We start from the raw sequence: 24,664 nt of genomic DNA, 5'->3' as shown, positions 1-24,664 counted from the left end.
CCTTGCTGTGATGGGCTCCTCGCCTAAATGCCTCCGAACGGAAATGCCAATCGAAGGAGGCTCGCATGTCCGTTCTCAAAATCACCGTTGCCATATTTGGTGTTGCTATCGCTGGGGCGGGCATGTCCGCAACGCCGGCGGCGGCTGCCACGCGCGTGCAGGCCGGCTCCCTCACCTGCGATATTTCGGAGGGTTTCGGCCTGATCCTAGGGTCGAAACGAGACATCAATTGCATGTTCACGCCATCGCAGCCGGGTCCCGTGGAGCACTACAAGGGAACGATTACCAAGATCGGCGTCGACATCGGCGTGCTGAAGGGTGGTTCGCTGATCTGGTATGTCTATGCCCCGACAAACCATGCGGACGGCGTTCTGCAAGGCAGTTATTCAGGTGTCGCCGCCAATGCGACGATCGGGCTTGGGCTCGGAACGAACGTGCTCGCCGGCGGCCTCGATGGTTCGGTTGCCCTGCAGCCGCTATCGGTCGAGGGGACGTCGGGCCTCAATGTCGCGGCAGGTATCGCCAACATGAAGCTGACTTACGAGCCGCCACCGCCGAAAGCGAAACCCGCGAAGCATCACACTCAAAAGCACACGAAGTAATCAGCGCATCGCTATTGCAACAGCGGCGCCGGCCATCGTGCCGGCGCTCGCGCGATTTGCCATGCGGACCGCCCGGCGGCTCTTCAGAAAGCCTCTGGCCTTGGCCGCAAGCAGCGTCCAGCTGATATCGATGACGATCAGCACCAGGAACATCGTCGCGACAAGCTCAGCCCAGCCGGCAATAGTTACGGCGCGAACATCAATGATGGACGGCAGCAGCGCCATGTAGAACATCATGATCTTGGGGTTGCCGAGCGTCACGGTCATTCCGGCGAAGAAGAGCTTCAGGGGTGATTGGGTATCCGGCAGCGCCTCGCCTTCTCCATCGGGTGAGGCGAACCACATCTTCCATGCAAGATAGAGCAGATAGCAAACGCCAAGCCATTTGATGGCAACGAAGGCATAGTGGAAGGTTTCGGCGATCGCGGCCAAGCCGGCGACAGCACAGGTCAGCCAGATTGCTTCACCGACCCACATGGCTGCCAGAAAGGGAAGAACGTCGCGCGCGCCCTTGGAAATGACACGCGCAACAAGTGCCGCGACACTCGGCCCAGGAGAGCCTGCCGCCACGAAGAGCGCGCAGGCGAAAACGAACAGGCTCGCCAAAGTCATATTCAACCTCCTATGGCGCGGCGAACCGCTCCGCCGGCCAGCATCGTCCAGGCGTCTAGCGGCAGATCAGAACGGCATCTTGAAGCCGGGAGGGATCGGCAGGCCTGCCGTCAGCGCCTTCGTCTTCTCGGCAGCTGCGGCCTCTGCCTTGTCCTTGGCATCCTTGTGGGCGGCAACGATCAGGTCCTCGAGGATCTCGACATCATCTTCCTTGAAGAGGGAGGGGTCGATCTTCAGGCTCTGCATCTCGCCCTTGCCGTTGAGGATCACGTTCACAAGGCCACCGCCCGACTTGCCTTCGGCATGGAGCTCGGCGATTTCCGCCTGCATCTTCTCCATCTTGGCCTGCATTTCCTTGACTTTGCCCATCATGCCCATGATGTCGCGCATCGTCTTGCTCCTTCTCGATAACTCAGAAAATTACATCGTCGCCCGGCAGGATATCGCCTTCGTCGGATTCGGCAGCGGCAGGTGCCTTGGCCTCCTCTTCCTCCTCCGCTTCCGGTGCCCGCACGCGCACGTCAATGATCTTGGCGCCCGGAAACTGGGCCAGAATTGCCGCGACGTCAGGATCCTGGCGCGCGTCGCTGACTTGCTGTGCCTTGGTGTTGGCTTCCGCCTCGACCATCGTCGGCTGACCCGGCTCACGGCTGAGGCTGACGATCCAATGGATGCCAGTCCATTCCTTGAGCTTGACCGCCAACTCGTTCAGCAGCGTACCCGGAGCGCCTTCGGTCAGATTGACGTCGAGGCGGCCGGGCTCGATCCGAACAGGTCGGACGAAATTGCGCACCAGCGCCTTGACCTTCACGTCGCGCTTGTCACCGGCGAGGTTAGCAATATCGGCGATCGAATTGACGGATACCAGAGGCTTCGGTGCCTCGGCAGGCTTCGTTTCGCTTCGACCAACCGGTATGTTCTGCGGATCGGGGTTCGGCACGGCGCGCAGCATGGCGGTCGGGCCTGCGGGCTGCGGCCGCGGAATAGACTCTGTCGATCGTGCGGCCAGGTTGCCCTGATAGTTGACCGTTGCACCACCGCCGCCATTGCCTGACGGCGCTGACGGTCGACCGCCACCGTTCGTGTCGGAGAATTCCGCGATACGACGGGCGGCATCCTCGGGTGCCGGCAGATGCGCCGCGTGCGCCAAGCGGATCAAGACCATTTCGGCCGCACCGGCCGGGCGCGAGGAGCCTTCCGCTTCCGGAATACCCTTCAGCAGCATCTGCCATATGCGCGACAAGGCGGTGACCGCAACGCCCTGGGCGAATTCCGCAGCCTTGGTGCGTTCGATCTCGCTGAGCGAAGGGTCGTTCGCGGCGTCAGGCACATATTTCAGGCGCGTGACGAGATGCGTGAAATCGGCAAGGTCGGTAAGTACGGCAACAGGATTAGCGCCTGCTTCATACTGGCTTTCAAATTCGCGGAGTGCCGCTGCGACATCGCCTTTGATGATGTGATGAAAGAGATCGACAATGCGGGCGCGGTCGGCGAGGCCGAGCATGCCGCGTACGGCTTCGGTCAACACGGCGCCGCCGCCATGGGCGATTGCCTGATCCAGTAGCGAGAGACCGTCGCGCGCCGAGCCTTCCGCCGCGCGCGCGATCATCGCCAGTGCGTCGGGCTCTGCCTCGATGCCTTCCTTCGATGCAATCGTGGTGAACAGGCCAACGAGATCGGAGGCACTGATGCGACGCAGATCGAAACGCTGACAGCGGGACAGGACCGTGATCGGCACCTTGCGGATCTCGGTCGTCGCGAAGATGAACTTCACATGCTCCGGCGGCTCTTCGAGCGTCTTCAGCAGACCGTTGAAGGCCTGCGTCGAGAGCATGTGCACTTCGTCGATGATGTAGACCTTGTAGCGCGCCGACACCGGACGGTAGCGCACCTGCTCGATGATTTCTCGGATATCGTCGATACCGGTATGCGATGCGGCGTCCATCTCGATAACATCGACATGGCGGCCTTCCATAATCGCCTGGCAATGCTCGCCGGGGATCCGCAGATCGATCGTCGGCTTGTCGATCTCAGCAGTCTTGTAGTTCAGCGCACGCGCCAGAATGCGGGCCGTCGTCGTCTTGCCGACCCCGCGAACGCCGGTCAGCATGTAGGCTTGCGCGATGCGGCCGGTCTCGAAGGCGTTGGTCAAGGTCTGGACCATCGGCTCCTGGCCGACCATCAGATCCGTGAAGTCCTTGGGGCGGTATTTGCGTGCCAGCACCCGGTATCCGGTGCCCGTCGAGGCGGCATCTTGTGATTGTCGCTCGGTGTCGCTCATCGCCCTGCTTAGCGCCCGGACTGCCCGGGCAAGAATGGAGAGAAGGGTGGGAGGCTGGCACGATGACCCGTGCCGGGCTCGTTAGGGCTGCTTCCTTCCGGACCTGACCCGGTTGGCGAGTGGCTCGTCCACCACCAACCTCCCGAAGGCACATATCGGCAATATCGCGATCAAAAGCAAGCCAAGGCCGAAAAAAACTGCTAGCCTGAGGAAAACTCTGGAGGAATGCCTGTTGGACGATTTCAAGCTCGACCGCCGGTTGGAAAGCGACAGCGACGCCGTCATGCGCACGGGGCTGTGTGAGCTTCGGCTGTCGAAGGATGCCCGCTGGCCGTGGCTGATCCTCGTGCCGCGACGCGCCGACATTACGGAAATCTTCGAATTGACGCCGCTCGATCAGGTGATGCTGACATTCGAGACCGATATGGTTGCGTCAGCGCTGAAGAAGATCACGGGCGCGACAAAAATCAATATCGGGGCTCTTGGCAATATCGTCCGCCAGCTTCATGTTCACGTCATTGCCCGCTTCGACGGCGATGCCAATTGGCCGAACCCGGTTTGGGGATTTGGCAAGGCGGAACCCTATGTGGCGGATAAGAGAGATGCATTTATAGAGACGTTGCGGGAAGCCCTTTCATCATGAGCCGTTCGCTTTTCGATTCGGATGTTCCGCATCCGGAACCCAGCAGCCTGACTGCCTTCGCCGCCAACGACCTCACGCGCGATTCAGAGCATCGCGACGAGACATCCGTCGACAAGGCGCTGGCGAAGGAAGGGACGCACATCTTCGCCTTCGCCGGAGACAAGCTGGTCCTGAAGCACGATGGACAGGTGCTCGATCCGCTGTTTGCACGATATGAGCTGAAGGACCTGCGTCCGAATTGGGATGAGACGGTGCTGCTCGGCTACCGAAAGTCGGGCGAACCACGGCTTGCGGTTCCGGTCGGCGTTCCGGAGGAAGAACTTACCAGCCAGTACAAGCCGGCGGACGGGCGTTCGCTGTTTCGCGAGATGCTGATCGACGACGTGTTGCTTGGCGAGTTCGCGCAAGGCGCCAGCCTCATTCGCTGGAACCGGGACAACAAGTTTTGTGGCCGCTGCGGTTCAGGCATGGAAACGCACATCGGCGGGTACAAGCGGGTGTGTTCGGCCTGCGAGCACGAGATCTTTCCGCGCACCGATCCCGTCGTCATCATGCTTGTTATCGACGAAGCACGCGATCTTTGCCTTCTCGGCCGTAGCCCACATTTCGCGCCAGGCATGTATTCCTGTCTCGCCGGCTTCGTCGAGCCCGGCGAAACGATCGAAAACGCGGTACGGCGCGAGACTCTGGAAGAGTCTGCAATCCACACCGGGCGCATTCGCTATCATGCCTCGCAGCCCTGGCCGATGCCGCATTCGCTGATGATCGGCTGCTACGCCGAGGCAAAATCGCAGGCCATCAAGTTCGACGGGCAGGAACTGGAAGACTGCCGCTGGTTTACACGCGAAGAAACCCTCGAGATGCTCGAACGCCCGGGCACATCAGGCAAGGCACCGCCGCCCAAGGGCGCGATCGCCCATCGACTGATGCGCGACTGGATCGAGTGGAAGAAGCCCTAAGCGCCACCAGAGGCACGTGACATGGCACGTTCCGAACGCCTTCTGACTTTGCTGCAGACGCTGCGGCGTTATCGCCGCCCCGTCAGCGGTGCCGTTTTGGCAACGGAGACGGGCGTCAGCATCCGTACGCTCTATCGCGACATCGCCAGCCTGCAAGCGCAGGGCGCCCTTATCGAGGGAGAGCCCGGGCTTGGTTACGTGCTGAAGCCGGGCTTCATGCTGCCGCCGATGATGTTTTCCCAGGACGAGATCGAGGCACTCGTTCTCGGATCAAGATGGGTTGCCCGGATCGCCGATCCACGCTTGGCCGCTGCCGGTGCCGATGCTCTCGCCAAGATCGCCGACGTTCTGCCGCGTGAGATGCGCGACGATCTCGAGGCTTCGACGCTTCTGGTGCACATGCGGCCGCCAATCGCAGACAAGGCCGATCTTGATGCCATCCGCAAAGCAATCCGCAGCGAACGGATTCTCAAACTAACCTATTCGGACGAAAGCGGAGCCGTCTCTGTCCGCAGCGTCTGGCCCTTCGCGCTGAGCTATTTCGAACATGTGCGCGTCATCGTGGCGTGGTGCGAATTACGCCAGGATTACAGGCACTTCCGTACTGACCGCATCATCGAAATGAGCCCGCAGGAAGGGCGTTATCCGCGCCGCCGCGCCGTGCTCCTGAAAGAATGGCGGGACCAGCAGGACATCGCTCCATGAGGACGCTTGCTACTGCCATAAACTGACAGTGGTCAGCGCTATTATCGGTACCAATCCAAACAGGAGCACCGATGATGACGAACCTGCACTTCACCCAATCGACACACGAGAATCGCGCTGACGAGCATGAAGCAGCCGGCTATCCGCATTCGCCGCTCTTGCGGATGATGCTGAATGCATCGCGCCGGATGGCGGAAAACAGATATCCGCGCCTCGATCCGGAAGCCATGTCAGAGACGATGAAACGGGATCTTGGTTTCGTCGACTGGGGCCGCCGCCCCTGCCAGGAAGGCTAGCGGCAACCGATAACCACACATCTCCCAGGACAACGGCACAGCACGCCGCTGCAAACGCAGCGGCGCTTTGCCCGAACCCGTCACGTCAATGCGAGGGACATCCGATGAACAGCCCAAATCTTATCATCCTCTACGTCAAGAACCCCGCCGAGAGCGCCGCCTTCTACAGATCTCTTCTCGGTCGCGATCCGGTCGCCGAAGCGCCCAACTTCGTGGCGTTCGCGCTCGACGGCGGTTTCACGCTCGGTCTCTGGCGGCTGAGCAAGGTTGCGCCGCAGCCATCCGCCACCGGTAGCCGGGCGGAGATCGCCTTCATGGTTCCCGGCGAGAATGGCGTTTCGACGCTCTATCAGGACTGGCAGAAGCGACAGCTGCCAATCGCCCAGGAGCTGACGGATCTGGATTTCGGCCCGACCTTCGTCGTCCTCGACCCCGACGGCCATCGATTGCGCGTCTGTGAGCCGGATAAATAAGCTTGCAACAAGAAGGGCGCCCTAGGCGCCCTTTCTCATTTCTGCAGCTGCAACTGGCCGCGCATCGGGTGGCCCTTGTAGACGCCGAGAATACGGACCTTCTCCGAGAAGAAGCGCAGTTCTTCAAGCGCACGGCGAACGTTGGGATCGTTCGGATGCCCTTCGATATCGGCATAGAACTGCGTCGCAACGAATTTGCCGCCGAGCTGATAGCTTTCGAGCTTCGTCATGTTGATGTTGTTCGTCGCGAAACCGCCCAGCGCCTTATAGAGCGCTGCAGGGATGTTGCGAACGTTGAACACGAACGTCGTCACGAGCTTTTCTTCCGCCGAGCTACGATGCGCCCATTCCTCATCCCTTGAAAGAATGACGAAGCGGGTGACATTGTCCTCGGTGTCTTCGACGTTTTCAGCAACGATATCCAGGCCATAGAGATCCGCGGCCAAACGCGGCGCAAGTGCCGCCATGGAGCGATCGCCGGTTTCCTGGACGAGCTTGGCCGCACCGGCAGTGTCGCCGGCGATGACAGGCTTCCAGCCGTGCGAACGGACGATCTTGCGGCACTGACCAAGCGCATGGATATGGCTGTGAACCGTGCGGATCTCGTCCTTCGTGACGCCCGGAAGCACCATCAGCTGGAAGCGGATCGGCATGAAATACTCGCCGATGATATGCAGCCGCGATTCCGGCAGCAGGTGATGAATATCGGCGACGCGACCGGCGATGGTGTTCTCGATCGGAATCATGCCGATATCGGCATCACCGTTTTCGATGGCTACGAACGCATCTTCAAACGTCTGACACGGCAGCGGCTCCATGGTCGGAAACATGTCGCGGCACGCCATATCGGAGTTCGCGCCGAACTCGCCCTGGAAGGCGATCCTGTTGGTCTTGATATTCATGGAAGATCCGTCACTTCGTTCTAGCGGCGAGAATGCGCCGCGCCTTTTCTAGGTCGGCGGGAGTATCGACACCGAGCGGAACCGTGTCAACGATCTCGACATCGATGCGCATGCCGGCTTCGAGCGCGCGAAGCTGCTCGAGCGATTCGCGCTTTTCCAGCACCGAAGGCTTGAGCGTCACGAAGCGCTCCAGGGCCGAACGCCGGTAGGCATACAGGCCGATGTGGTGATAGAGCGGTCCGTCGCCGTAGGGCGCTGTGGCGCGTGTGAAATAAAGCGCCTTGAGACGGCTCTCGGATAGAGGCGACCCAACGATCTTGACGATATGAGGGGCGGTCTTGTCCGCTTCTTCCTCGATCTCGATCGTCAGCGTGCCGATATCGACTGCCGGATCTTCCAGCGGCCGTAAAGCGGCACGAACGGTTTCAGGCTCGATCGTCGGCAGATCGCCCTGTACATTGACGATGAATTTCGCACGTCCCTCGGGGTCGACCTTCATCAGCGCTTCGTAGATGCGGTCCGAACCGGACTGGTGATCCTTGCTCGTCATGATGACTTCGAAGCCCGCGGCGGCGACCACGTCGAACACCTCCTGGTCGTCAACGGCGACGACGACTCGTCCGATCGCGGCTTCCTTAGCCCGCAATGCCACCTGCACGACCATCGGCAGTCCGCAAATATCGGCCAGCGGTTTGCCGGGAAGGCGGGTCGATGCCATGCGCGCGGGTATCAGAACGAGCACGTCATCTAAATTTGGACTTGTCATTGTTCGGGCCTTCTAATCCGGGCGGAAAAGTGTCAAAAAGTCTCACGCAGCAGCCGATTAACACTGTTGCAACGGATAGCCAAAAGACATAGGTTCCGCGCGATTTCAAGATGGTCCGGTGTTATGTCTGCCGGCTGCAAGGGGAGCATTGCAGATGAATTCTTACGTGAATACGGCGGTGGGGGCGCTGCTCGGGACGGTGTTCGTCCTGATGTCCGTCTCTATCGCATCGGAGGGGATCTTTCACTCGGAGAATCCGGAGAAGGAAGGCTTTGCAATCGTAGCCGAAGAGGCATCCGCCTCGGGTGGCGGCGAAGCAGCGCCGGCGGCAGCCGTTCCGATCGCGCAATTGCTTGCCAAGGCCGATGCGAAAGCCGGCGAAGTTGTCTTCAAGAAGTGTCAGGCCTGTCATGACGCGACCAAGGGGGGCCGAACAAAGTCGGGCCGAACCTCTATGGTCTCGTCGATCGTCCAATCGCGACGCATGAAGGCTTTGCCTATTCGTCGGCTATGAAGGATTTCTCCAAGGGTGGCAGCGAAAAGTGGACGTTCGACCACCTGAGCCACTTCCTGACCGCGCCGAAGAAATATGTCGCAGGCACGGCCATGGGCTTTGCCGGTCTTCCGAAAGATACGGATCGCGCCAACGTCATCCTCTATCTTCACACGCTGGCTGACTCTCCGGTTGCGCTTCCGGATCCGAACGCGCCAGACAGCGCCACGCAGTAAGCGTCGTCTAGGTCTGAAAGAACATCAAAGCCCGGCTCGTGCCGGGCTTTTTGCTATGCACCCAGAAGATAAGCCCAGAACGATACCGAGATCGCGCCGAGCGCCGTGGTCAGCGTTATGGTCGATGCAGCCAGGCTGTGACCGACACCGAAACGGTTAGCAATCAGCCAGGCATTTACGCCCGTCGGAACTGCAGAGATCAACACCAGAGCGGCCGTCCAGTCGCTTTCCAATCCGAGCAGGTTGCTTGCCGTCCAGACGCAAGCCGGCAGCAACAATAGCTTGAAGGCCGAGGTGACGCTGGCAATGCCGGCATTGCCGGAGATTCCGTATTTCTCAAGCGCCATGCCGAGCGAGATAAGCGCGACCGGACCCGCGACGCCGGCGATCTGATCGACGATCAGCTTTACCGGGCCGGGAATTTGAAGCCCTAGGAGATGCATCGCCGCGCCGGCAGCCAGACCGATGACCAGCGGATTTCTCACGAGGTTCTGCGCGATCTGCCCGACCACCTTGGCGATACTGCGCTCCTGCTTGCCGCCGATCTTGTGCTCGGCGCGTTCCATCATGATCGTTCCGATAATCATCATGACCGGCAGATGCACAGCAATCAGGATCGAGAGCGGCACCAACCCCTTGTCGCCGACCGTTCGCTGCACGAGCGGCAAGCCGATGAAGATGGTGTTGGCAAAGGCGGAGGAGACGCCGGCAAGAACCCCGATGCGGTCGTCGCGTCCGAAAAACCGCGTCGCCGCGATATGCGCGGCGATCCATGTCACCGCCACGCCGGAGAAATAGGCGATCCAGAGACGGAAGGGCGATGCTCCGTGAAAATCGGCGGCGGCGATTGTCCGAAACAGCAGCAGCGGCACCGCAATCTTGAACACGAACTCGCTGAGGGCATCGCCGATTTCCGCCTTCATCAGCTTCGCCTTGACCGTCAGCCAGCCGATCAGGATCATGATGAAGATGGGAAGGACGTCAAAGATTATGGCTGACATTCAGAACGGCTGCCTTGCGAGAGATCGCTATGCGTAACAGCAAACCGCCTTCGATGACAAACCGACATCCGACAAAAACAAAAAAAGCGGGGCTCGCCCGCTTTTCCGCATCCGGTTCTACCGGATAGTCCGGTCTGCAAGGCTGCCAGTTCATCCGTGGTCAGCATTGCTTCCGGTATCGTCGAAGGGCATCATTCCCTTCTGGATTGGATACGACCCGCAAGCCGTTCATTCCAATCTCGTTGACAGGAGATATAGAGACCGCTGATGACGGCCAGATGACGCGGAGACGGCATTTTTGCGACGATGCTGGGAGTTGCAAAAAGCACTCGGATATCGGAAGCTTGGTTGTGCGCGCCGCACGCCATGTCGATCGAAATGGATTTGAGCCGCATGACCACAGTTTCCGCTACTGTAACAGGCAGCCAGCGAACCACGTCCATCTGCCGTGGCTGCTGGGACCAGATGCACATGCCGATCCCGATCCGCGGTCTTCTCGCGCTTCCCTTTCGGGCGTTTGGTATCACCCGCAGCAAGATGAACCCCAATATATGCACGATTTGCGAGCGTTCCTTTCGCTATGTGAAGAAGCAGCGTCACGTCACCGTGCAGGCGACGATCCTGTTCGCCGACATCAGAGGGTATACGGCGCTGTCCGAGCGGATCGAACCGGTCAGACTGAGCGAGATCGTCAGCCTGTTTCAGGACCGGTGTGCGCAGGCAATCTGGACCCATGACGGCATCGTCAACAAGCAGATGGGCGACGGGTTGATGGCCATCTTCAATTTTCCGATCACTCGGAAGGATCACGCCAGCGCGGCTGTCATGGCGGCACTCGATATACAGCGATATTGCAGGACTGCGCTGAGCGGCCTCGCTGCTGATGCCGGCGTCCAAGGCGGCAAGATCGGCGTTGGTGTCGGAATCCACAGCGGGGATGTCGAGATCGGGGAATTTTCGAGCTTTCGCAGCGATTTCACAGCGATCGGTGGTGCCGTCAATCTGGCGGCTCGGCTGGAGTCGCAGGCCGACGCCGGCGAGATACTGGTGTCGACGGAGGCAGCCGCTGGCGCTGAGGCGCTTCTGTCGGACGCCGAAACCCGCCTCCTCACCCTCAAGGGGATAGAGCAAGCGGTGCACGCACGCGTGCTTGCAGAACGCTAATTGGCAGCGAGTTCCCGCAATGATCGGTGCTGCCAGCACACCGAATACGTTATTTTAGAGGTGCCGGTGGCATGTCAGAGCCATTTCCGCTTCCCATGTCGCGAAATTCCGCTAAGACCAGACACCGGCTATCACCAAAACCGGGACCTTCCCTTTCATGACCAAATTCGATGTTCTGACTGTCGGCAACGCCATCGTCGATATCATCGCGCGTTGCGACGACCAGTTCCTCATTGACAACAAGATCACCAAGGCGGCGATGAACCTCATCGATGCCGAGCGCGCCGAGCTTCTCTATGCGCGCATGGGACCGGCGGTTGAAGCCTCCGGCGGCAGCGCCGGCAACACGGCAGCAGGCGTCGCGAGCTTCGGCGGCAAGGCCGCCTATTTCGGCAAGGTAGCGGAAGACCAGTTGGGCGAGATCTTTGCGCACGATATCCGCGCACAGGGCGTCCACTACCAGACGCAGCCGAAGGGCAAGTTCCCGCCGACGGCACGCTCGATGATCTTCGTTACCGATGATGGCGAGCGCTCGATGAATACCTATCTCGGCGCCTGCGTAGAGCTCGGGCCAGAGGATGTCGAGGCCGATGTGGTCGCGCAGTCGAAGGTCACGTATTTCGAAGGTTATCTCTGGGATCCACCGCGCGCCAAGGAAGCGATCCGCGAATGCGCCCGCATCGCCCACGAGAACGGCCGTGAAATGTCGATGACGCTCTCCGACAGTTTCTGCGTCGACCGCTATCGCGGCGAATTCCTCGACCTGATGCGTTCCGGCACCGTCGACATCGTCTTCGCCAATCGCCAGGAAGCGCTGGCGCTTTACGAGACCGACGACTTCGAAGTGGCGCTGAACAGCATTGCCAAGGACTGCAAGATCGCAGCCGTGACGATGAGCGAGAACGGTGCCGTGATCCTCAAGGGTACCGAACGTTTCTACGTGGATGCGATTACGATCAAGGAACTGGTCGATACAACGGGTGCGGGCGATCTTTTCGCCGCCGGCTTCCTCTACGGCTACACACAGGGCCGAACGCTTGAAGACTGCGGCAAGCTCGGCTGCCTCGCGGCCGGCATCGTGATCCAGCAGATCGGTCCGCGGCCGATGAAGTCGCTTGCCGACGCCGGCAAGCAGGCGAAGCTTACTTAAAGGCTTCGCCCGGGTAAGCACCCCAGATTTCCGACTGCGCCACCCAACCCTCGGCGCCGTCGCTCTTGGCGAAACACCAGTCGCCATTGCATTCGCCGATGTTCATCATGGCGCCGGGTTCCAGCTTGGCAACGACGGTTGCCGACGGCAGGGCATCCCGGCGCATGTTGACATAGACGGACTTGCCCTTGCCCTTCATCCACGGGGCGGCAATGGCCGCACGCGTGCCCGACAGCAACGATTGGTTGACCCAGCCCTCGGTGCCGTCGGCATCGCGGATCTGCCGCCAGTTGTCGTATTCCTGAATGATCTCGACGGGCAGGCCTGCCTTCAGATACATCCATGAGGCCGCATAATCCGTACCGGGACCGATGCGCAGGTTGACGCGCTTGGACTTGAGCGTCACGAAACGCGGCAACGGCAGGCCGCTCGGTCCCTTGGCCGCCTGTGCGGCGGCCATCTCAGCCGTTCCCGCACAAAGCACGAAACCGATCGCAAGGGCGAGGCAAGATTTCAGGACTTTGCTATGCATGGGACTTCCGTTTGCTCAGTGGAGGGCAGGACTGCTGCCTGACGCCGGGAACTCGACATTCCTGCGCACGCTGAACGAGTTTTGTTTGTCTTCGCGCGCGGGTCTGGTAGAAATTGCCCGGAACGGGGAAATTATCCCGCGTCTTGGTTAAGGACCTCTTTACAAGTTAGCGCCGGCGCACATGACGACGAAGAAAAAACCGAAGGTCTACATTACGCGGAAGCTCCCCGATGCGGTCGAGACACGCATGCGCGAGCTCTTCGATGCAGAACTCAATATCGATGATACCCCACGCTCCAAGGCTGAGCTGGTTGCCGCCGTAAAGAGCGCCGATGTTCTGGTTCCGACCGTCACCGACAGGATCGACGCTGACGTCATCGAGGAGGCAGGTCCGCAGCTGAGGCTGATCGCGAGCTTCTCGAACGGTACCGACCACATCGATGTCGAGGCGGCTGCCCGGAAGGGAATCACGGTTACGAATACGCCGAACGTGCTCACCGAAGACACGGCCGACATGACGATGGCGCTCATTCTCGCGGTGCCGCGCCGGCTAGGTGAAGGTGCGCGAATATTGACGGACGAGCCCGGCGAATGGGCCGGCTGGTCGCCGACCTGGATGCTTGGGCGACGCATTCACGGCAAGCGCATCGGTATCGTCGGCATGGGCCGGATCGGCACCGCAGTTGCGCGCCGCGCCAAGGCTTTTGGTCTTTCGATCCACTATCACAATCGCAAGCGCGTGAACCCGGCGACAGAGGACGAGCTGGAGGCGACCTATTGGGAAAGCCTCGATCAAATGCTTGCTCGCGTCGATATCGTTTCGGTGAATTGCCCCTCGACTCCGGCAACGTTCCACCTGCTTTCAGCACGTCGGCTGGCCCTGTTGCAGCCGACGGCCTATCTGGTCAATACTGCGCGCGGCGACGTGATCGACGAAGCGGCACTGATCAAGAGTTTGCGCGAGGGCAAGCTGGCGGGTGCGGGTCTGGATGTCTTCGAGAACGAACCGGCGGTCAACCCGAAGCTGATCAAGCTTGCCAACGAGGGCAAGGTCGTGCTGCTGCCGCACATGAGCTCGGCAACGATCGAAGGGCGCATCGACATGGGCGACAAGGTGATCATCAACATCCGCGCCTTCATCGACGGCCATCGCCCGCCAAATCGGGTGCTGCCTGGCCGCTAAGCCGAGACCGGCTTGCGCATCTCGATCGACGTTACCCTGGTGAAGCCGGGATGCGCGTTTTCGGCGGTTTTCTCGAATCCCCAGCGTGCGAAGACGTCATGATTTTCGACGAGCTCTATGCGGGTCTCCAGCCGCAGGAACGGCAGGGCGCGGTCTCGTGCCACTTGTTCGGCGAGGGCCAACAGCTGTCGGCCTATGCCTCTGCCTTGTGCAGTTGGTGCCACGGCGAGCTTGCCGACATACAGGCAGCCCTCTTCCGGGCGCAGGAAGATGCAGCCGCACAGGATATCGCCATCCGTCGCGGCGTAGGCGATTTCGGCGCGCGCCTTTTCCGCCAGCGTCGCCGGCTTGAGCTTCAAGGCAGATGACGGCGGATCGATGCGATCGTTCATATAGGCGAAGGACGATAGTATCAGCGCCAGCAGTTCGTCCCAGCGTCGAAAATCCTCATCGATACGCACGATGTTCATGATGCCTGGCTTTGCCTTGCGCGGCGACGCTTGTAGCGGATCGTGTCGAAGCGCGCGGCGAGCGCATCGTAGAGCAATAGCCGACCGACCAATGGTTCGCCGGTGCCGGTGACAAGCTTGATTGCTTCCATCGCCATCAGCGTGCCGATCACCCCGGTCAAGGCACCGATGACGCCGGTCTCAGCACAGGCAGGGATCAATCCCGCTGGCGGCTTCTCTGGGAAGAGATCGCGATAGGTCGGGTTTGGCGTTCCGTCTTCAGCGGTAGAATAAGGCTTCAGAACCGTGACGGAACCATCGAAGCGGCCGACAGCGCCCGTCACCAACGGGATTTGCGCGGCCTCGGCAGCGTCAGCCGCCGTATAGCGGGTATCGAAATTATCCGACCCGTCTATCAGCAGATCGAAGCCCGACAGATGACGGCGCGCAGTGTCAGGCGAAAAGCGTTCCTCGAAGCGGATCACGTTGACGTGCGGGTTCAGGCGGGCGATCGCGAAGGCGGCGCTTTCGGTCTTCATTTCGCCGATCGTTCCGGAATCGTGGATCACCTGCCGCTGCAGATTCGAGAGTGAAACCCGGTCATCATCCGCAATGCCGAGCGTGCCAATGCCTGCCGCGGCCAGATATTGCAGGACTGGTGCGCCCAGCCCGCCGGCACCGATAACGAGCACTCGGGCAGCTTTCAGTTTCTGCTGACCGGCGCCGCCGATCTCGGGAAGCAGGATATGGCGCTGATATCGCGCGATTTCTTCCGGGCTGAGGGGTTCCATGGGCGCGATGCTAGCACGGCCTTTGGTTGAGGGGGAAGCGGCATCGGTCATTCGAAAACCTTTCCATCGGCAACGGTCAAGAATTGCGCGCGCTCGCCTAGAGCCGAGAACATCGCGCGATCGGTACCGGTCATGAAAGCTTGGCCGCCGAGTGCGTCGATCAGGTCGAAGAGCGCGGCGCGTCTGCCTTCGTCGAGATGCGCAGCGATCTCATCGAGCAAGAGGACCGGCGCATAGCCGGTAAGATTGGCGACCAGACGGGCGTGGGCCAGGATCAATCCGACCAGAAGGGCTTTCTGTTCGCCGGTAGAACAGCGGGCTGCGTCCATTTGCTTTTGTCGGTGGCGCACAAGCAGGTCGGCTCGATGGGGACCCTCAAGCGTGCGACCGGCTGCGGCGTCGCGGTAGCGGCTATCCGCAAGCATGGCGGCATATTCGTCCTCAAGGTCGACGGCGGGGCGGGAGAACTGGCCATCCATGAACCCCGCAAGCTCCAGCGCGGCGGCTGGAAAGGGCGAGGTCTCGTGCGTCTCGTCAATCAGACGAGCAAGCAGGTCAAGCATCTCCTGACGCGCCATCGCCATCGCGATACCGAGGCTCGCCATCTGCTGTTCGATACCGGAAAGCCAGGCGGGATCGAAACGGCGTTCGTCGAGCAGCTTGTTGCGGCTGCGCATGGCGCGCTCGAAATCACTGGCACGGCGGCCGTGGGCCGGATCGAGCGAGAGTACGAGCCGATCGAGAAAACGCCGGCGTTCGGACGATCCGCCGGTAAACAGGCCATCCATCGAGGGGGTCAACCACAGTAGACGCAGATGATCGGTCAGTTCATCGGCCGATTTTGCCGGCGTGCCGTTGATACGCAGTCGGCGGGAAGCGCTGTCATCGGTGGTGTCGACACCGGTGCCGATCTCCACCTCGCCATCCATGCCGTCGAGTTCCGCAAAGATCGAAAAGCCTGCGGTCGCACCAACGCGCGTGACGTCGCTATAGGTAGCGCGGCGCAGCCCTCGTCCCGGCGAAAGGAAGGAGACAGCTTCCATCAGATTGGTCTTGCCCGCGCCGTTGTCCCCCGTCAGCACCACGTGCCTGTCGTCGAGCGACAACGAGGCAGACGCATAATTGCGAAAGTCGGTCAGCTTGAGACGGGAAAGAGAGACTTTTTGCGGCATTCGACATCCGGATTCGTGGAGCCCGAGAGCTAAGCGCTGCGAGCCCCAATGGCAAGGGTGCTGAACACGGTAAGACCTCCGATGACAGGCCGGAACAAACAGCCGGACGCGACATCGCAGCGATGAAAGTCGATGTTGGCGCTCTTTGCCCTGACACCGTAGAATAGATCGAGATCAGGGTGGCGCGCGATGGGACGTTTGCGGAGAATGCGGACAACAATTGGCGGCGTGGCGGTGCTGCTGGTCGCATATCTGCTTGCCGCCTATTTTCTGATCCCGGAAATATGGATCCGCCGCGACGCCGGTCGTATCGCCGAATTTGGGCCGATGGTCACGACCACCGAGCAGGACATCCCCGGAGACCCCATCAATGTCGGCCTTGTCGGCTCCAAGGAGGAGGTGCTGCACGCCTTCGCATCTGCTGGATGGGATCCCGCCGACAAGATCACGCTGCGGACCTCGGCCGAGATCGGTCTGAGCGTCGTGCTTGACCGACCTGATCTCGACGCGCCGGTCAGCCCCTTGCTGTTCGCGGGCCGCAAACAAGATCTGGCGTTTGAGAAGGCCGTCGGCAAGAGCGCCGACGAGCGCCACCACGTCCGCCTTTGGGAAACCGGCAGCGCCGGTGCGGATGGTCGCCCATTATGGCTTGGCTCGGCGAGCTTCGACCGTGGCGTCGGCTTCAGCCACGACACCGGCCAGATCACCCATCATATTGCGCCGGATGTCGATGCCGAGCGGGATCTTGTTATCGGCGACCTCAAGACCGCCGGGCAATTGTCCTCCACCTATGAGATCCCGGGCATCGGGGCTACCAAGACCGGCCGCAACGGTGGTGGCGACCCATATTTCACCGATGGTAAAGCGCTGATCGGCGTGCTGCGTCGCCCGGCCACGCCCTAGCCGCTTCCATGTCGCGTCAAATCGGCTGAAGATGGCCCCCGAATCACACGAGGTCCGCTCATGAAGATTGCCGCTGCGCAGACGCTGGTTTCTTCCGATATCACGGCAAACGGCAACTCAATCCGATGCATGATCACGACTGCTGCCGCGTGCGGCACGCATGTCATCAATTTCTGCGAGGGCGCGCTTTCTGGATACGCCAAGTTCCAGATCTTGCATCCCGACGATTGGAGAGGTTTCGACTGGAAAAAGCAGGAGGCAGAGCTTCAAGCAATCGCGGATCTCTGCGGAGAGCTCCGTATTTTTGCGGTTGTCGGCGGGGCACATCGGCTGACGGAAAGCTGTCCGCCCCACAACAGTCTCTACATTTTCTCCGCGAAAGGCGCGCTTCTCACCCGCTACGACAAGAGGTTCCTGTCGAACAGCGAGCTCGGCGGCTGGTACTCACCAGGTACGGCACCCATCACCTTCGAAGTCGACGGTTATCGTTTCGGCTGTGCCATCTGCATCGAATCTCAATTTCAGGAGGTATTTCAGGAATATGAAGCACTCGACGTCGATGCCGTGCTGTTCTCCTCCTACGGCATTGCCGAATACTTCCAGATTGCGCTTCGCGCTCATGCGGGACTGAACTGCATCTGGATCGGCGCAGCGACACCGGTGCAGAAAGCCGCCAAAGGCCCGGCCGGCGTCATCGGCCCGGATGGGCGATGGGTGACGCAATGCCCAGCTGCCCCTGAACCGCACCTCGTGACTGCGGTGCTCGATCGCGAAGACCCTCTCTACGACATTCCACTGCAGAAGGCTCGACCTTGGCGGCGGAAGGCACGTGAGGGCGAGATCTATCGCGAGAAGACGGTCGACAATCCCAGGACCAAAGACAGAAGCGCTTATTGAAGCGCAATGCTGCCTTGCACCGCAGCGCCTTCATCTCACACTGCAAACTGCCTATATGAACGAGGTCGCGGGGTGCGACATGCCGGAGTTCATGATGGATACGGAAATACAGGGCCGCGCCGCGCACGTGGCCGCCATTCGCGAGCGTGCCGAAGCCGACATGAAGGCGATGGGCATCGATGAAGCGTTCGTCGATCGCTTGGTCGACACCTTCTATGGGCGCGTACTCCAGCATCCAACGCTTGGGCCGGTATTCGATGCCCGCCTTTCCGGTCGCTGGCCCGAACATATGCAGAAGATGAAGAGCTTCTGGTCATCGGTCGCTTTTCGGAGCGGCGCCTATGGCGGCAAGCCAGTACAGGCGCATACGGGTGTCGCGAACATGTCGCCCGATCTCTTCCCGCAGTGGCTGGCGCTGTTTTCCGAGACGCTTGACGATATCGCTCCGAACCCGGAGGCCAAAGCCTGGTTCATGGCGACCGCTGAGCGGATCGCCAGGAGCCTGACGCTATCGCTGTTCTACAATCCAGCACTCGACGATCCGCAGCGAAAGCCTGCCTGAGCTCTTTCACGCAACCCGCTTGTAGAAAAATGTCGTGGCGCAGAGGCCGCCTTCCGGCCATAGCGCATAATCGGGAATCACACCGACCCGCTCCCAGCCGAGCCGCGGATAGATCACCTCCGCATCGCTTCCAGTTGCCGTGTCGAGCACCAGGAGTGTCATGCCGCGCGAGGCGGCTTCGCGTTCGGCAGCTTCCATCAGCAAGCGCGCCAGCCCCTTTCCGCGCGCGGCACGATGCACGAGCAGCTTCTTCAGATCGCCGCGGTGGGGTTGGTTCGGCATCTGTGCCGCGCCGACCTGCACCGTGCCGACGATCCGGCCTCCGATTTCGGCCACCAGCAGCAGCGTTGCGCCCGAAGCAACGGTGTCGGCAACGCCCCGCCAATAAGGCTCGGCATCGGCGGGAGCGTAGGGCTGCATGAAGCCGACGGAGGCGCCGCCGTTGACGCAGTCAGCCAGCACCTCGCAAAGATCGGGTATCGCTAAACGGGCTTCAGCTGCGCTAAGAAGGCGGATCATTGCGGTCATTACTTTTCTCCTGAAATGAACTAGCGGCCGCGTCGATCAAGCACGACGCAATAGCGAGCCGGAATGTTGCCGGGGTTATGAAAAACGTGGCCTTCGCCGACCGGCATAAAGAGACAGTCGCCAGGCAGCAGGCGATGCACCTGATCGCCCGTGGTCATTTCCATCTCGCCGTCGAACAGCCAGACATGCTGGGTCATGCCGCTGCTTGCTGCATGCGGCGGGAAACTGACACGAGCGCCGGGCGGGAACTCGACGTCGACGATGTCGACATCGGACGCGGTGCCAGGCGGTGAAACCGAGCGTCTGACGTATCCCGTCTCCGGATCGCGCCAGACCTGCTGATCCTGCCGGCGCGACAACGGCGAGACCTCGCCCTCTTCAGCGAAGAACGCCGACAGCGACAGACCGAGCGCGGCGCACACCCGCGCAAGTAGCGATGCCGTCGGACTCGCCTCGCCGCGCTCGATTCGCGAGATCATCGCACGGCTGACGCCCGACGCATGGGCGAGGTCATCCAGCGTCAAATTCTTCTGCATTCGGAGTTTGCGAATGCGACTGGCGATCGCCTTTTCCAGTTCCTGTTCCATCATCGGATCTCATTTTCCACTATCGTAGAAATGCATAGTCTAATGATGGAATCAAGACCTATCTTACCATCCCGAAAACGGCCACTTATCGTAAACGAACTCCTGCTTTTCCGCTTTGCGGCAAGGGGCAGCACTGCTATATGGCGCGCATGAGCACCAATCCGACCACTCCGCTTTCCCATATCCGCAACTTCTCGATCGTGGCCCACATCGACCACGGCAAATCGACGCTTGCAGACCGCCTGATCCAATCGACCGGCGGCTTGGCCGAGCGTGAGATGTCCGAGCAGGTGCTTGATAGCATGGATATCGAGCGCGAGCGCGGTATCACCATCAAGGCCCAGACGGTGCGCCTGCACTACAAGGCCAAGGATGGCGACACCTACATCCTGAACCTGATCGATACTCCCGGCCACGTCGACTTCGCCTATGAAGTCTCGCGTTCGCTGTCGGCCTGCGAAGGCTCGCTGCTTGTCGTCGACGCATCGCAGGGCGTGGAAGCGCAGACGCTTGCCAACGTCTATCAGGCGATCGACAACAATCACGAGCTGGTCACCGTTCTCAACAAGATCGACCTGCCTGCGGCCGAGCCCGACCGTATCAAGGAACAGATCGAGGAAGTCATCGGCATCGATGCTTCGGAAGCGGTGCTGATCTCGGCCAAGACCGGTCTCGGCATCCCCGACGTCCTGGAGGCCATCGTCCAGAAGTTGCCGGCGCCGAAGAGTGAGGGTGGCGAGAAAGCACCGCTGAAGGCGCTTCTCGTCGACAGCTGGTACGACACCTATCTCGGCGTGATGGTTCTCGTCCGCGTCATCGACGGCGTGCTGACCAAGGGGCAGACGGTCCGGATGATGGGTACGGATGCCAAATATCAGGTTGAACGCGTCGGCGTACTGACGCCGAAGATGGTCAATGTCGACAGTCTCGGGCCGGGCGAGATCGGCTTCATCACCGCTTCGATCAAGGAAGTCGCAGACACGCGCGTCGGCGACACCATAACCGAAGACAAGCGGCCTACGGCGCAGGCCTTGCCGGGCTTCAAGCCGGCGCAGCCTGTGGTCTTCTGCGGCCTGTTCCCTGTCGATGCCGCGGATTTCGAAGATCTGCGCGCGGCGATGGGCAAGCTTCGCCTCAACGATGCGTCTTTCTCCTTCGAGATGGAATCATCCGCCGCACTCGGCTTCGGCTTCCGCTGCGGCTTCCTTGGCCTGCTGCACCTCGAAATCATCCAGGAACGCCTGGAACGTGAATTCAATCTCGATCTGATCGCCACGGCACCCTCTGTGGTCTATCAGCTGACGATGACCGATGGCAGCGAACGCGAGCTGCACAATCCCGCCGACATGCCCGATGTCGTCAAGATCGACGAAATCCGCGAACCCTGGATCAAGGCAACGATCATGACGCCCGACGACTATCTCGGCGGCATCCTCAAGCTCTGCCAGGACCGTCGCGGTATCCAGACCGAGCTCACCTATGTCGGCACGCGCGCCATGGTGACCTACGAGCTGCCGCTCAACGAAGTTGTCTTCGATTTCTACGACCGGCTGAAGTCGATTTCGAAGGGCTATGCTTCGTTCGACTATCACCTTGAAGGCTACCGCGAAGGCAATCTGGTGAAGCTGTCGATCCTCGTCAACGGCGAGCCGGTCGATGCGCTTTCGATGCTGGTCCACCGCGCGTCCGCCGAAAAGCGCGGCCGCGACATGTGCGAACGGCTGAAGGATCTGATTCCGAAGCACATGTTCAAGATCCCGATCCAGGCCGCTATCGGCGGCAATGTCATTGCCCGCGAGACGATCTCGGCGCTCCGCAAGGACGTGACGGCCAAGTGCTACGGCGGCGACGCCACCCGCAAGCGCAAACTTCTGGAAAAGCAGAAGGAAGGCAAGAAGCGCATGCGCCAGTTCGGCAAGGTGGAGATTCCGCAGGAGGCCTTCATCGCCGCGCTCAAGATGGGCGACGAGTAAAGAGCCATCCAGCCCGGCCGGTGCAACGCATCGCCGGGCTGCTACAGGCCTCGGCTGCAGGCCATGTATTCCCTCACCAATCCTTCATAGGCGTCCATCTCGGGTAGCGCCTCATAGCTGTGAACCGCGCCAGTTTCGGCGAAGGGCAGCTTTTCGCGTGTCCAGGTCTCGATAAACGGCTTGAACCAGCGCGGGTCGTCCAGCATCGTCGGACGGATGTTGACGAACCACTCCATCCCTTCCGATCGCGTGAACATCCAGGTCATGCAGTGGCCGCAAAAATAGTGGTGCGCCTCGGCCCCGTGCAGGCCGCCAATGACAGGCTCGCCCTCGGTGATTTCGAAGCCTTCCGCCGGAATGGCGGCGCTCAGCGAATAGGCGCTGGATGACATCTTCTGGCAGCCCGTACAGTGGCATGCCATGGTCAAGAGCGGCTTGGCACTGATTTTCAGCCGAACGCGGCCGCACCGGCAGCCACCAGTCCAAGCAGGTTGACCATTCATCAGACGACTCCTTTGTTGGATCGCTCTACTCTAGCGTCGAGTGCTCGGCTGTCAAATTGGTCTGCTTTCCCTGTTCTGGTTGGAGGACTGTGACCATGATTTCCGGCCCCGCAAGGCTATCTCGGGTCTCACGCTGACGTCTCACCCAGAGAGTTTGTCGTTTCGGGTTTCCGCGTGGGTTAGGGAGTTGCGGCCTCACTACCCTCTCTTTCCCGCGGCCGAACGCGAACAGCCCCATGGGGTGCTTTTGGTGTTGCGTATCTATTTATGGAAGATTTGGTTGCGGGGGCAGGATTTGAACCTGCGGCCTTCAGGTTATGAGCCTGACGAGCTACCGGGCTGCTCCACCCCGCGTCCAGCGTAAATCCCTTTGGGATTTATCGCGGCTACGTCGTCGCTTTAGCGATGACGGACTGTGCCGGAGCAAATTGCCGAAGGCGATTTGTCTCCTGTAAGGGACGCACGAGCAGATACGATGCGCATCCCATTATTTCCGGGCCCATTATAGCAGAAAGGCCGCTTACGCGGCCCTTTTGTTTCGGCTGGGCCGAAGATTTCGATCAGAGAAGATTTGTTGTTGCGCTTGGCAGACCTGGCAGCGACCGACTCTCCCGCGTCTTAAGACGAAGTACCATAGGCGCTGGGGCGTTTCACGGCCGTGTTCGGAATGGGAACGGGTGCAGCCGCCCCGCCATAACCACCAGGTCAGCGAAGCGCAACAAATTGAGAAGCTGGTGAAGGCAGAGCCTTCTTCTTAGTCTTTGAACACGTCTTTCTCTTTGCCGCCTGGACGATGCTTGTTGCACCCATACAGGCTGGTAAGCCGTCGCGCCTCGTGGCGCGGGCCGTCCGCAGCGCCTTTGGCGCGTCAGGACAAGAGATGATGGCTCATCGAACTTTGTTCGATGAGCATTGATCAATGAGAACGATCAAGCCAATCGAGCTATTAGTACCGGTAAGCTTCACACATTGCTGCGCTTCCACACCCGGCCTATCAACGTGGTCGTCTTCCACGGCTCTGATAGGGAATACTCGTTTTCAGGTTGGTTTCCCGCTTAGATGCCTTCAGCGGTTATCCATTCCATATGTAGCTACCCTGCTATGCCCTTGGCAGGACAACAGGTCCACCAGAGATATGTCCATCCCGGTCCTCTCGTACTAGGGACAGATCCTGTCAATATTCCTACACCCACGGCAGATAGGGACCGAACTGTCTCACGACGTTCTGAACCCAGCTCACGTACCGCTTTAATTGGCGAACAGCCAAACCCTTGGGACCTGCTCCAGCCCCAGGATGCGATGAGCCGACATCGAGGTGCCAAACAACCCCGTCGATATGGACTCTTGGGGGTCATCAGCCTGTTATCCCCGGCGTACCTTTTATCCGTTGAGCGATGGCCCTTCCACACGGGACCACCGGATCACTATGACCGACTTTCGTCTCTGCTCGACTTGTCAGTCTCGCAGTCAGGCGGGCTTATGCCATTGCACTCGACGACCGATTTCCGACCGGTCTGAGCCCACCATCGCGCGCCTCCGTTACTCTTTCGGAGGCGACCGCCCCAGTCAAACTACCCACCATACACTGTCCCGGATCCGGATAACGGACCGCGGTTAGACATCCATGACGATAAGGGTGGTATTTCAAGGATGGCTCCACGGAAACTGGCGTCCCCGCTTCAAAGCCTACCACCTATCCTACACATGCCGACACGAATGCCAGTGTAAAGCTATAGTAAAGGTGCACGGGGTCTTTCCGTCTGACCGCAGGAACCCCGCATCTTCACGGGGAATTCAATTTCACTGAGTCTATGTTGGAGACAGCGGGGAAGTCGTTACGCCATTCGTGCAGGTCGGAACTTACCCGACAAGGAATTTCGCTACCTTAGGACCGTTATAGTTACGGCCGCCGTTTACTGGGGCTTCGATTCAAAGCTTGCACCTCTCCTCTTAACCTTCCAGCACCGGGCAGGCGTCAGACCCTATACGTCGTCTTGCGACTTCGCAGAGCCCTGTGTTTTTGATAAACAGTCGCTACCCCCTGGTCTGTGCCACCCCATCATACTTGCGTAAAATGGGGTCACGCTTCTTCCGAAGTTACGCGTGCAATTTGCCGAGTTCCTTCAACATAGTTCTCTCAAGCGCCTTGGTATACTCTACCTGACCACCTGTGTCGGTTTCGGGTACGGTCTATACGGTGGAGCTATTTCCTGGAACCGCGTCCCTGCAAGATCAATCCAATAAGACCTTACAAGTTGAGCAATCCGTCACTACCACCAGGCCCACGAATATTAACGTGGT

Annotated in this window: 26 protein-coding genes, 1 tRNA gene, 2 rRNA genes, 1 other RNA gene and 1 pseudogene (1 of these 31 cut by a window edge); 14 read left to right on the top strand and 17 right to left on the bottom strand. The window is 60.2% G+C overall.

Going from position 1 to position 24,664, the window contains the following annotated elements; all coding sequences use genetic code 11:
- Nucleotides 1-65: 65 nt before the first annotated feature.
- Nucleotides 66-602, top strand: a complete 537-nt coding sequence (locus tag FZ934_RS16705; protein WP_153271978.1) for a DUF992 domain-containing protein — start codon at nucleotides 66-68, stop codon at nucleotides 600-602.
- On the opposite strand, the gene FZ934_RS16700 is transcribed toward FZ934_RS16705, so the two are convergent.
- The 4 genes from FZ934_RS16700 to ffs all read right to left on the bottom strand — a co-directional run bounded on the left by FZ934_RS16700 (nucleotide 603) and on the right by ffs (nucleotide 3,638).
- On the bottom strand, nucleotides 603-1,214 hold the full coding sequence (locus FZ934_RS16700) for a LysE family translocator (protein WP_153271977.1): 612 nt from the start codon (nucleotides 1,212-1,214) through the stop codon (nucleotides 603-605). It abuts the gene before it with no gap.
- Nucleotides 1,215-1,280: 66 nt separating this feature from the next.
- Entirely contained in the window at nucleotides 1,281-1,604 is a 324-nt protein-coding gene (locus FZ934_RS16695) for a YbaB/EbfC family nucleoid-associated protein (RefSeq protein WP_153271976.1), read from the bottom strand.
- Between the two features lie 22 nt (nucleotides 1,605-1,626).
- Nucleotides 1,627-3,495 carry a DNA polymerase III subunit gamma/tau gene (locus FZ934_RS16690; protein WP_153271975.1) on the bottom strand — a complete coding sequence of 623 codons (1,869 nt, stop codon included), beginning with the start codon at nucleotides 3,493-3,495 and terminating at the stop codon, nucleotides 1,627-1,629.
- A gap of 46 nt (nucleotides 3,496-3,541) precedes the next feature.
- Nucleotides 3,542-3,638: signal recognition particle sRNA small type (gene ffs, locus FZ934_RS16685), an RNA gene on the bottom strand.
- An 89-nt stretch (nucleotides 3,639-3,727) separates the two neighbouring features.
- Here ffs and FZ934_RS16680 point away from each other — a divergent pair.
- From FZ934_RS16680 to FZ934_RS16660, 5 genes are all read left to right on the top strand, one after another.
- Entirely contained in the window at nucleotides 3,728-4,138 is a 411-nt protein-coding gene (locus FZ934_RS16680; RefSeq protein WP_113362051.1) for an HIT domain-containing protein, read from the top strand.
- Entirely contained in the window at nucleotides 4,135-5,097 is a 963-nt protein-coding gene (gene nudC / locus FZ934_RS16675) for an NAD(+) diphosphatase (protein ID WP_153271974.1), read from the top strand. Before FZ934_RS16680 ends, nudC begins: the two co-directional genes overlap by 4 nt.
- A 21-nt stretch (nucleotides 5,098-5,118) precedes the next feature.
- On the top strand, nucleotides 5,119-5,802 hold the full coding sequence (locus tag FZ934_RS16670; protein ID WP_153271973.1) for a helix-turn-helix transcriptional regulator: 684 nt from the start codon (nucleotides 5,119-5,121) through the stop codon (nucleotides 5,800-5,802).
- Nucleotides 5,803-5,873: 71 nt separating this feature from the next.
- On the top strand, nucleotides 5,874-6,098 hold the full coding sequence (locus FZ934_RS16665) for a hypothetical protein (protein WP_113362048.1): 225 nt from the start codon (nucleotides 5,874-5,876) through the stop codon (nucleotides 6,096-6,098).
- A 104-nt stretch (nucleotides 6,099-6,202) separates the two neighbouring features.
- Nucleotides 6,203-6,571 carry a VOC family protein gene (locus FZ934_RS16660; protein ID WP_056815735.1) on the top strand — a complete coding sequence of 123 codons (369 nt, stop codon included), beginning with the start codon at nucleotides 6,203-6,205 and terminating at the stop codon, nucleotides 6,569-6,571.
- A 35-nt stretch (nucleotides 6,572-6,606) separates the two neighbouring features.
- Here the strand turns inward: FZ934_RS16660 and FZ934_RS16655 are convergent, their stop codons facing one another.
- Both FZ934_RS16655 and FZ934_RS16650 read right to left on the bottom strand, forming a co-directional pair.
- The gene (locus FZ934_RS16655) at nucleotides 6,607-7,473 is read right to left on the bottom strand and encodes a prephenate dehydratase (RefSeq protein ID WP_113362047.1); all 867 of its coding nucleotides are present in this window, start codon (nucleotides 7,471-7,473) and stop codon (nucleotides 6,607-6,609) included.
- Between the two features lie 10 nt (nucleotides 7,474-7,483).
- Nucleotides 7,484-8,239: a 3-deoxy-manno-octulosonate cytidylyltransferase gene (locus tag FZ934_RS16650; protein WP_153271972.1), complete on the bottom strand. Its 756-nt coding sequence runs from the start codon at nucleotides 8,237-8,239 to the stop codon at nucleotides 7,484-7,486.
- 154 nt (nucleotides 8,240-8,393) lie between these two features.
- Between FZ934_RS16650 and FZ934_RS16645 the strand changes: the two are divergent.
- Nucleotides 8,394-8,968: pseudogene (locus FZ934_RS16645) on the top strand (c-type cytochrome).
- 53 nt (nucleotides 8,969-9,021) lie between these two features.
- Here FZ934_RS16645 and FZ934_RS16640 read toward each other — a convergent pair.
- Complete coding sequence (locus FZ934_RS16640; RefSeq protein WP_153271971.1) at nucleotides 9,022-9,969, bottom strand: AEC family transporter; 948 nt, start codon at nucleotides 9,967-9,969, stop codon at nucleotides 9,022-9,024.
- A 393-nt stretch (nucleotides 9,970-10,362) separates the two neighbouring features.
- On the opposite strand from FZ934_RS16640, the gene FZ934_RS16635 reads away from it, so the two are divergent.
- Both FZ934_RS16635 and FZ934_RS16630 read left to right on the top strand, forming a co-directional pair.
- Nucleotides 10,363-11,133: an adenylate/guanylate cyclase domain-containing protein gene (locus tag FZ934_RS16635; protein WP_153271970.1), complete on the top strand. Its 771-nt coding sequence runs from the start codon at nucleotides 10,363-10,365 to the stop codon at nucleotides 11,131-11,133.
- 157 nt (nucleotides 11,134-11,290) lie between these two features.
- Nucleotides 11,291-12,283 carry an adenosine kinase gene (locus FZ934_RS16630; protein WP_113362043.1) on the top strand — a complete coding sequence of 331 codons (993 nt, stop codon included), beginning with the start codon at nucleotides 11,291-11,293 and terminating at the stop codon, nucleotides 12,281-12,283.
- On the opposite strand, the gene FZ934_RS16625 is transcribed toward FZ934_RS16630, so the two are convergent.
- Nucleotides 12,276-12,815, bottom strand: coding sequence for an SH3 domain-containing protein (locus FZ934_RS16625; RefSeq protein WP_153271969.1), 540 nt, complete (start codon nucleotides 12,813-12,815; stop codon nucleotides 12,276-12,278). The two genes, FZ934_RS16630 and FZ934_RS16625, sit on opposite strands and share 8 nt — an antisense overlap.
- Before the next feature lie 181 nt (nucleotides 12,816-12,996).
- Here FZ934_RS16625 and FZ934_RS16620 point away from each other — a divergent pair, with 181 nt between their 5' ends.
- On the top strand, nucleotides 12,997-13,998 hold the full coding sequence (locus FZ934_RS16620) for a 2-hydroxyacid dehydrogenase (RefSeq protein WP_153271968.1): 1,002 nt from the start codon (nucleotides 12,997-12,999) through the stop codon (nucleotides 13,996-13,998).
- On the opposite strand, the gene FZ934_RS16615 is transcribed toward FZ934_RS16620, so the two are convergent.
- From FZ934_RS16615 to recF, 3 genes are read right to left on the bottom strand one after another with little or no spacing between them, the layout of a single operon-like run.
- On the bottom strand, nucleotides 13,995-14,468 hold the full coding sequence (locus FZ934_RS16615) for a GNAT family N-acetyltransferase (protein WP_153271967.1): 474 nt from the start codon (nucleotides 14,466-14,468) through the stop codon (nucleotides 13,995-13,997). The two genes, FZ934_RS16620 and FZ934_RS16615, sit on opposite strands and share 4 nt — an antisense overlap.
- Entirely contained in the window at nucleotides 14,465-15,289 is an 825-nt protein-coding gene (locus FZ934_RS16610) for a molybdopterin-synthase adenylyltransferase MoeB (protein WP_153271966.1), read from the bottom strand. Before FZ934_RS16610 ends, FZ934_RS16615 begins: the two co-directional genes overlap by 4 nt.
- Complete coding sequence (gene recF / locus FZ934_RS16605) at nucleotides 15,286-16,410, bottom strand: DNA replication/repair protein RecF (protein ID WP_153271965.1); 1,125 nt, start codon at nucleotides 16,408-16,410, stop codon at nucleotides 15,286-15,288. Before recF ends, FZ934_RS16610 begins: the two co-directional genes overlap by 4 nt.
- Before the next feature lie 207 nt (nucleotides 16,411-16,617).
- Here recF and FZ934_RS16600 point away from each other — a divergent pair, with 207 nt between their 5' ends.
- The 3 genes from FZ934_RS16600 to FZ934_RS16590 all read left to right on the top strand — a co-directional run bounded on the left by FZ934_RS16600 (nucleotide 16,618) and on the right by FZ934_RS16590 (nucleotide 18,772).
- The gene (locus tag FZ934_RS16600) at nucleotides 16,618-17,313 is read left to right on the top strand and encodes an LssY C-terminal domain-containing protein (RefSeq protein ID WP_246737811.1); all 696 of its coding nucleotides are present in this window, start codon (nucleotides 16,618-16,620) and stop codon (nucleotides 17,311-17,313) included.
- A 60-nt stretch (nucleotides 17,314-17,373) separates the two neighbouring features.
- Nucleotides 17,374-18,210 (top strand): carbon-nitrogen hydrolase family protein, encoded by an 837-nt coding sequence (locus FZ934_RS16595; protein ID WP_153271963.1) that lies wholly within the window; start codon nucleotides 17,374-17,376, stop codon nucleotides 18,208-18,210.
- Between the two features lie 94 nt (nucleotides 18,211-18,304).
- Entirely contained in the window at nucleotides 18,305-18,772 is a 468-nt protein-coding gene (locus FZ934_RS16590; protein WP_153271962.1) for a group III truncated hemoglobin, read from the top strand.
- Nucleotides 18,773-18,778: 6 nt separating this feature from the next.
- Here the strand turns inward: FZ934_RS16590 and FZ934_RS16585 are convergent, their stop codons facing one another.
- Nucleotides 18,779-19,300: a GNAT family N-acetyltransferase gene (locus tag FZ934_RS16585; protein ID WP_153271961.1), complete on the bottom strand. Its 522-nt coding sequence runs from the start codon at nucleotides 19,298-19,300 to the stop codon at nucleotides 18,779-18,781.
- Nucleotides 19,301-19,320: 20 nt separating this feature from the next.
- Nucleotides 19,321-19,887 (bottom strand): helix-turn-helix domain-containing protein, encoded by a 567-nt coding sequence (locus FZ934_RS16580; RefSeq protein ID WP_153272477.1) that lies wholly within the window; start codon nucleotides 19,885-19,887, stop codon nucleotides 19,321-19,323.
- A 140-nt stretch (nucleotides 19,888-20,027) separates the two neighbouring features.
- Here FZ934_RS16580 and lepA point away from each other — a divergent pair, with 140 nt between their 5' ends.
- A complete protein-coding gene (lepA, locus tag FZ934_RS16575) occupies nucleotides 20,028-21,860 on the top strand; it encodes a translation elongation factor 4 (protein ID WP_153271960.1) in 1,833 nt (610 codons plus the stop codon).
- A 41-nt stretch (nucleotides 21,861-21,901) separates the two neighbouring features.
- Here lepA and FZ934_RS16570 read toward each other — a convergent pair whose 3' ends face one another.
- From FZ934_RS16570 to FZ934_RS16555, 4 genes are all read right to left on the bottom strand, one after another.
- Nucleotides 21,902-22,363, bottom strand: coding sequence for a GFA family protein (locus tag FZ934_RS16570; RefSeq protein ID WP_153271959.1), 462 nt, complete (start codon nucleotides 22,361-22,363; stop codon nucleotides 21,902-21,904).
- Between the two features lie 277 nt (nucleotides 22,364-22,640).
- Nucleotides 22,641-22,717: transfer RNA gene (locus FZ934_RS16565), tRNA-Met, on the bottom strand.
- A 236-nt stretch (nucleotides 22,718-22,953) separates the two neighbouring features.
- A 5S ribosomal RNA gene (gene rrf, locus FZ934_RS16560) occupies nucleotides 22,954-23,068 on the bottom strand.
- A gap of 220 nt (nucleotides 23,069-23,288) precedes the next feature.
- Nucleotides 23,289-24,664: ribosomal RNA gene (locus FZ934_RS16555) — 23S ribosomal RNA — on the bottom strand (it continues 1,425 nt past the right edge of the window).

Origin of the sequence: Rhizobium grahamii, from assembly GCF_009498215.1 — a bacterium.
Classification (GTDB): domain Bacteria; phylum Pseudomonadota; class Alphaproteobacteria; order Rhizobiales; family Rhizobiaceae; genus Rhizobium; species Rhizobium grahamii_A.
The sequence above is the reverse complement of the archived record's forward strand: the minus strand, read 5'-3'. Positions and strand labels throughout refer to the sequence as shown.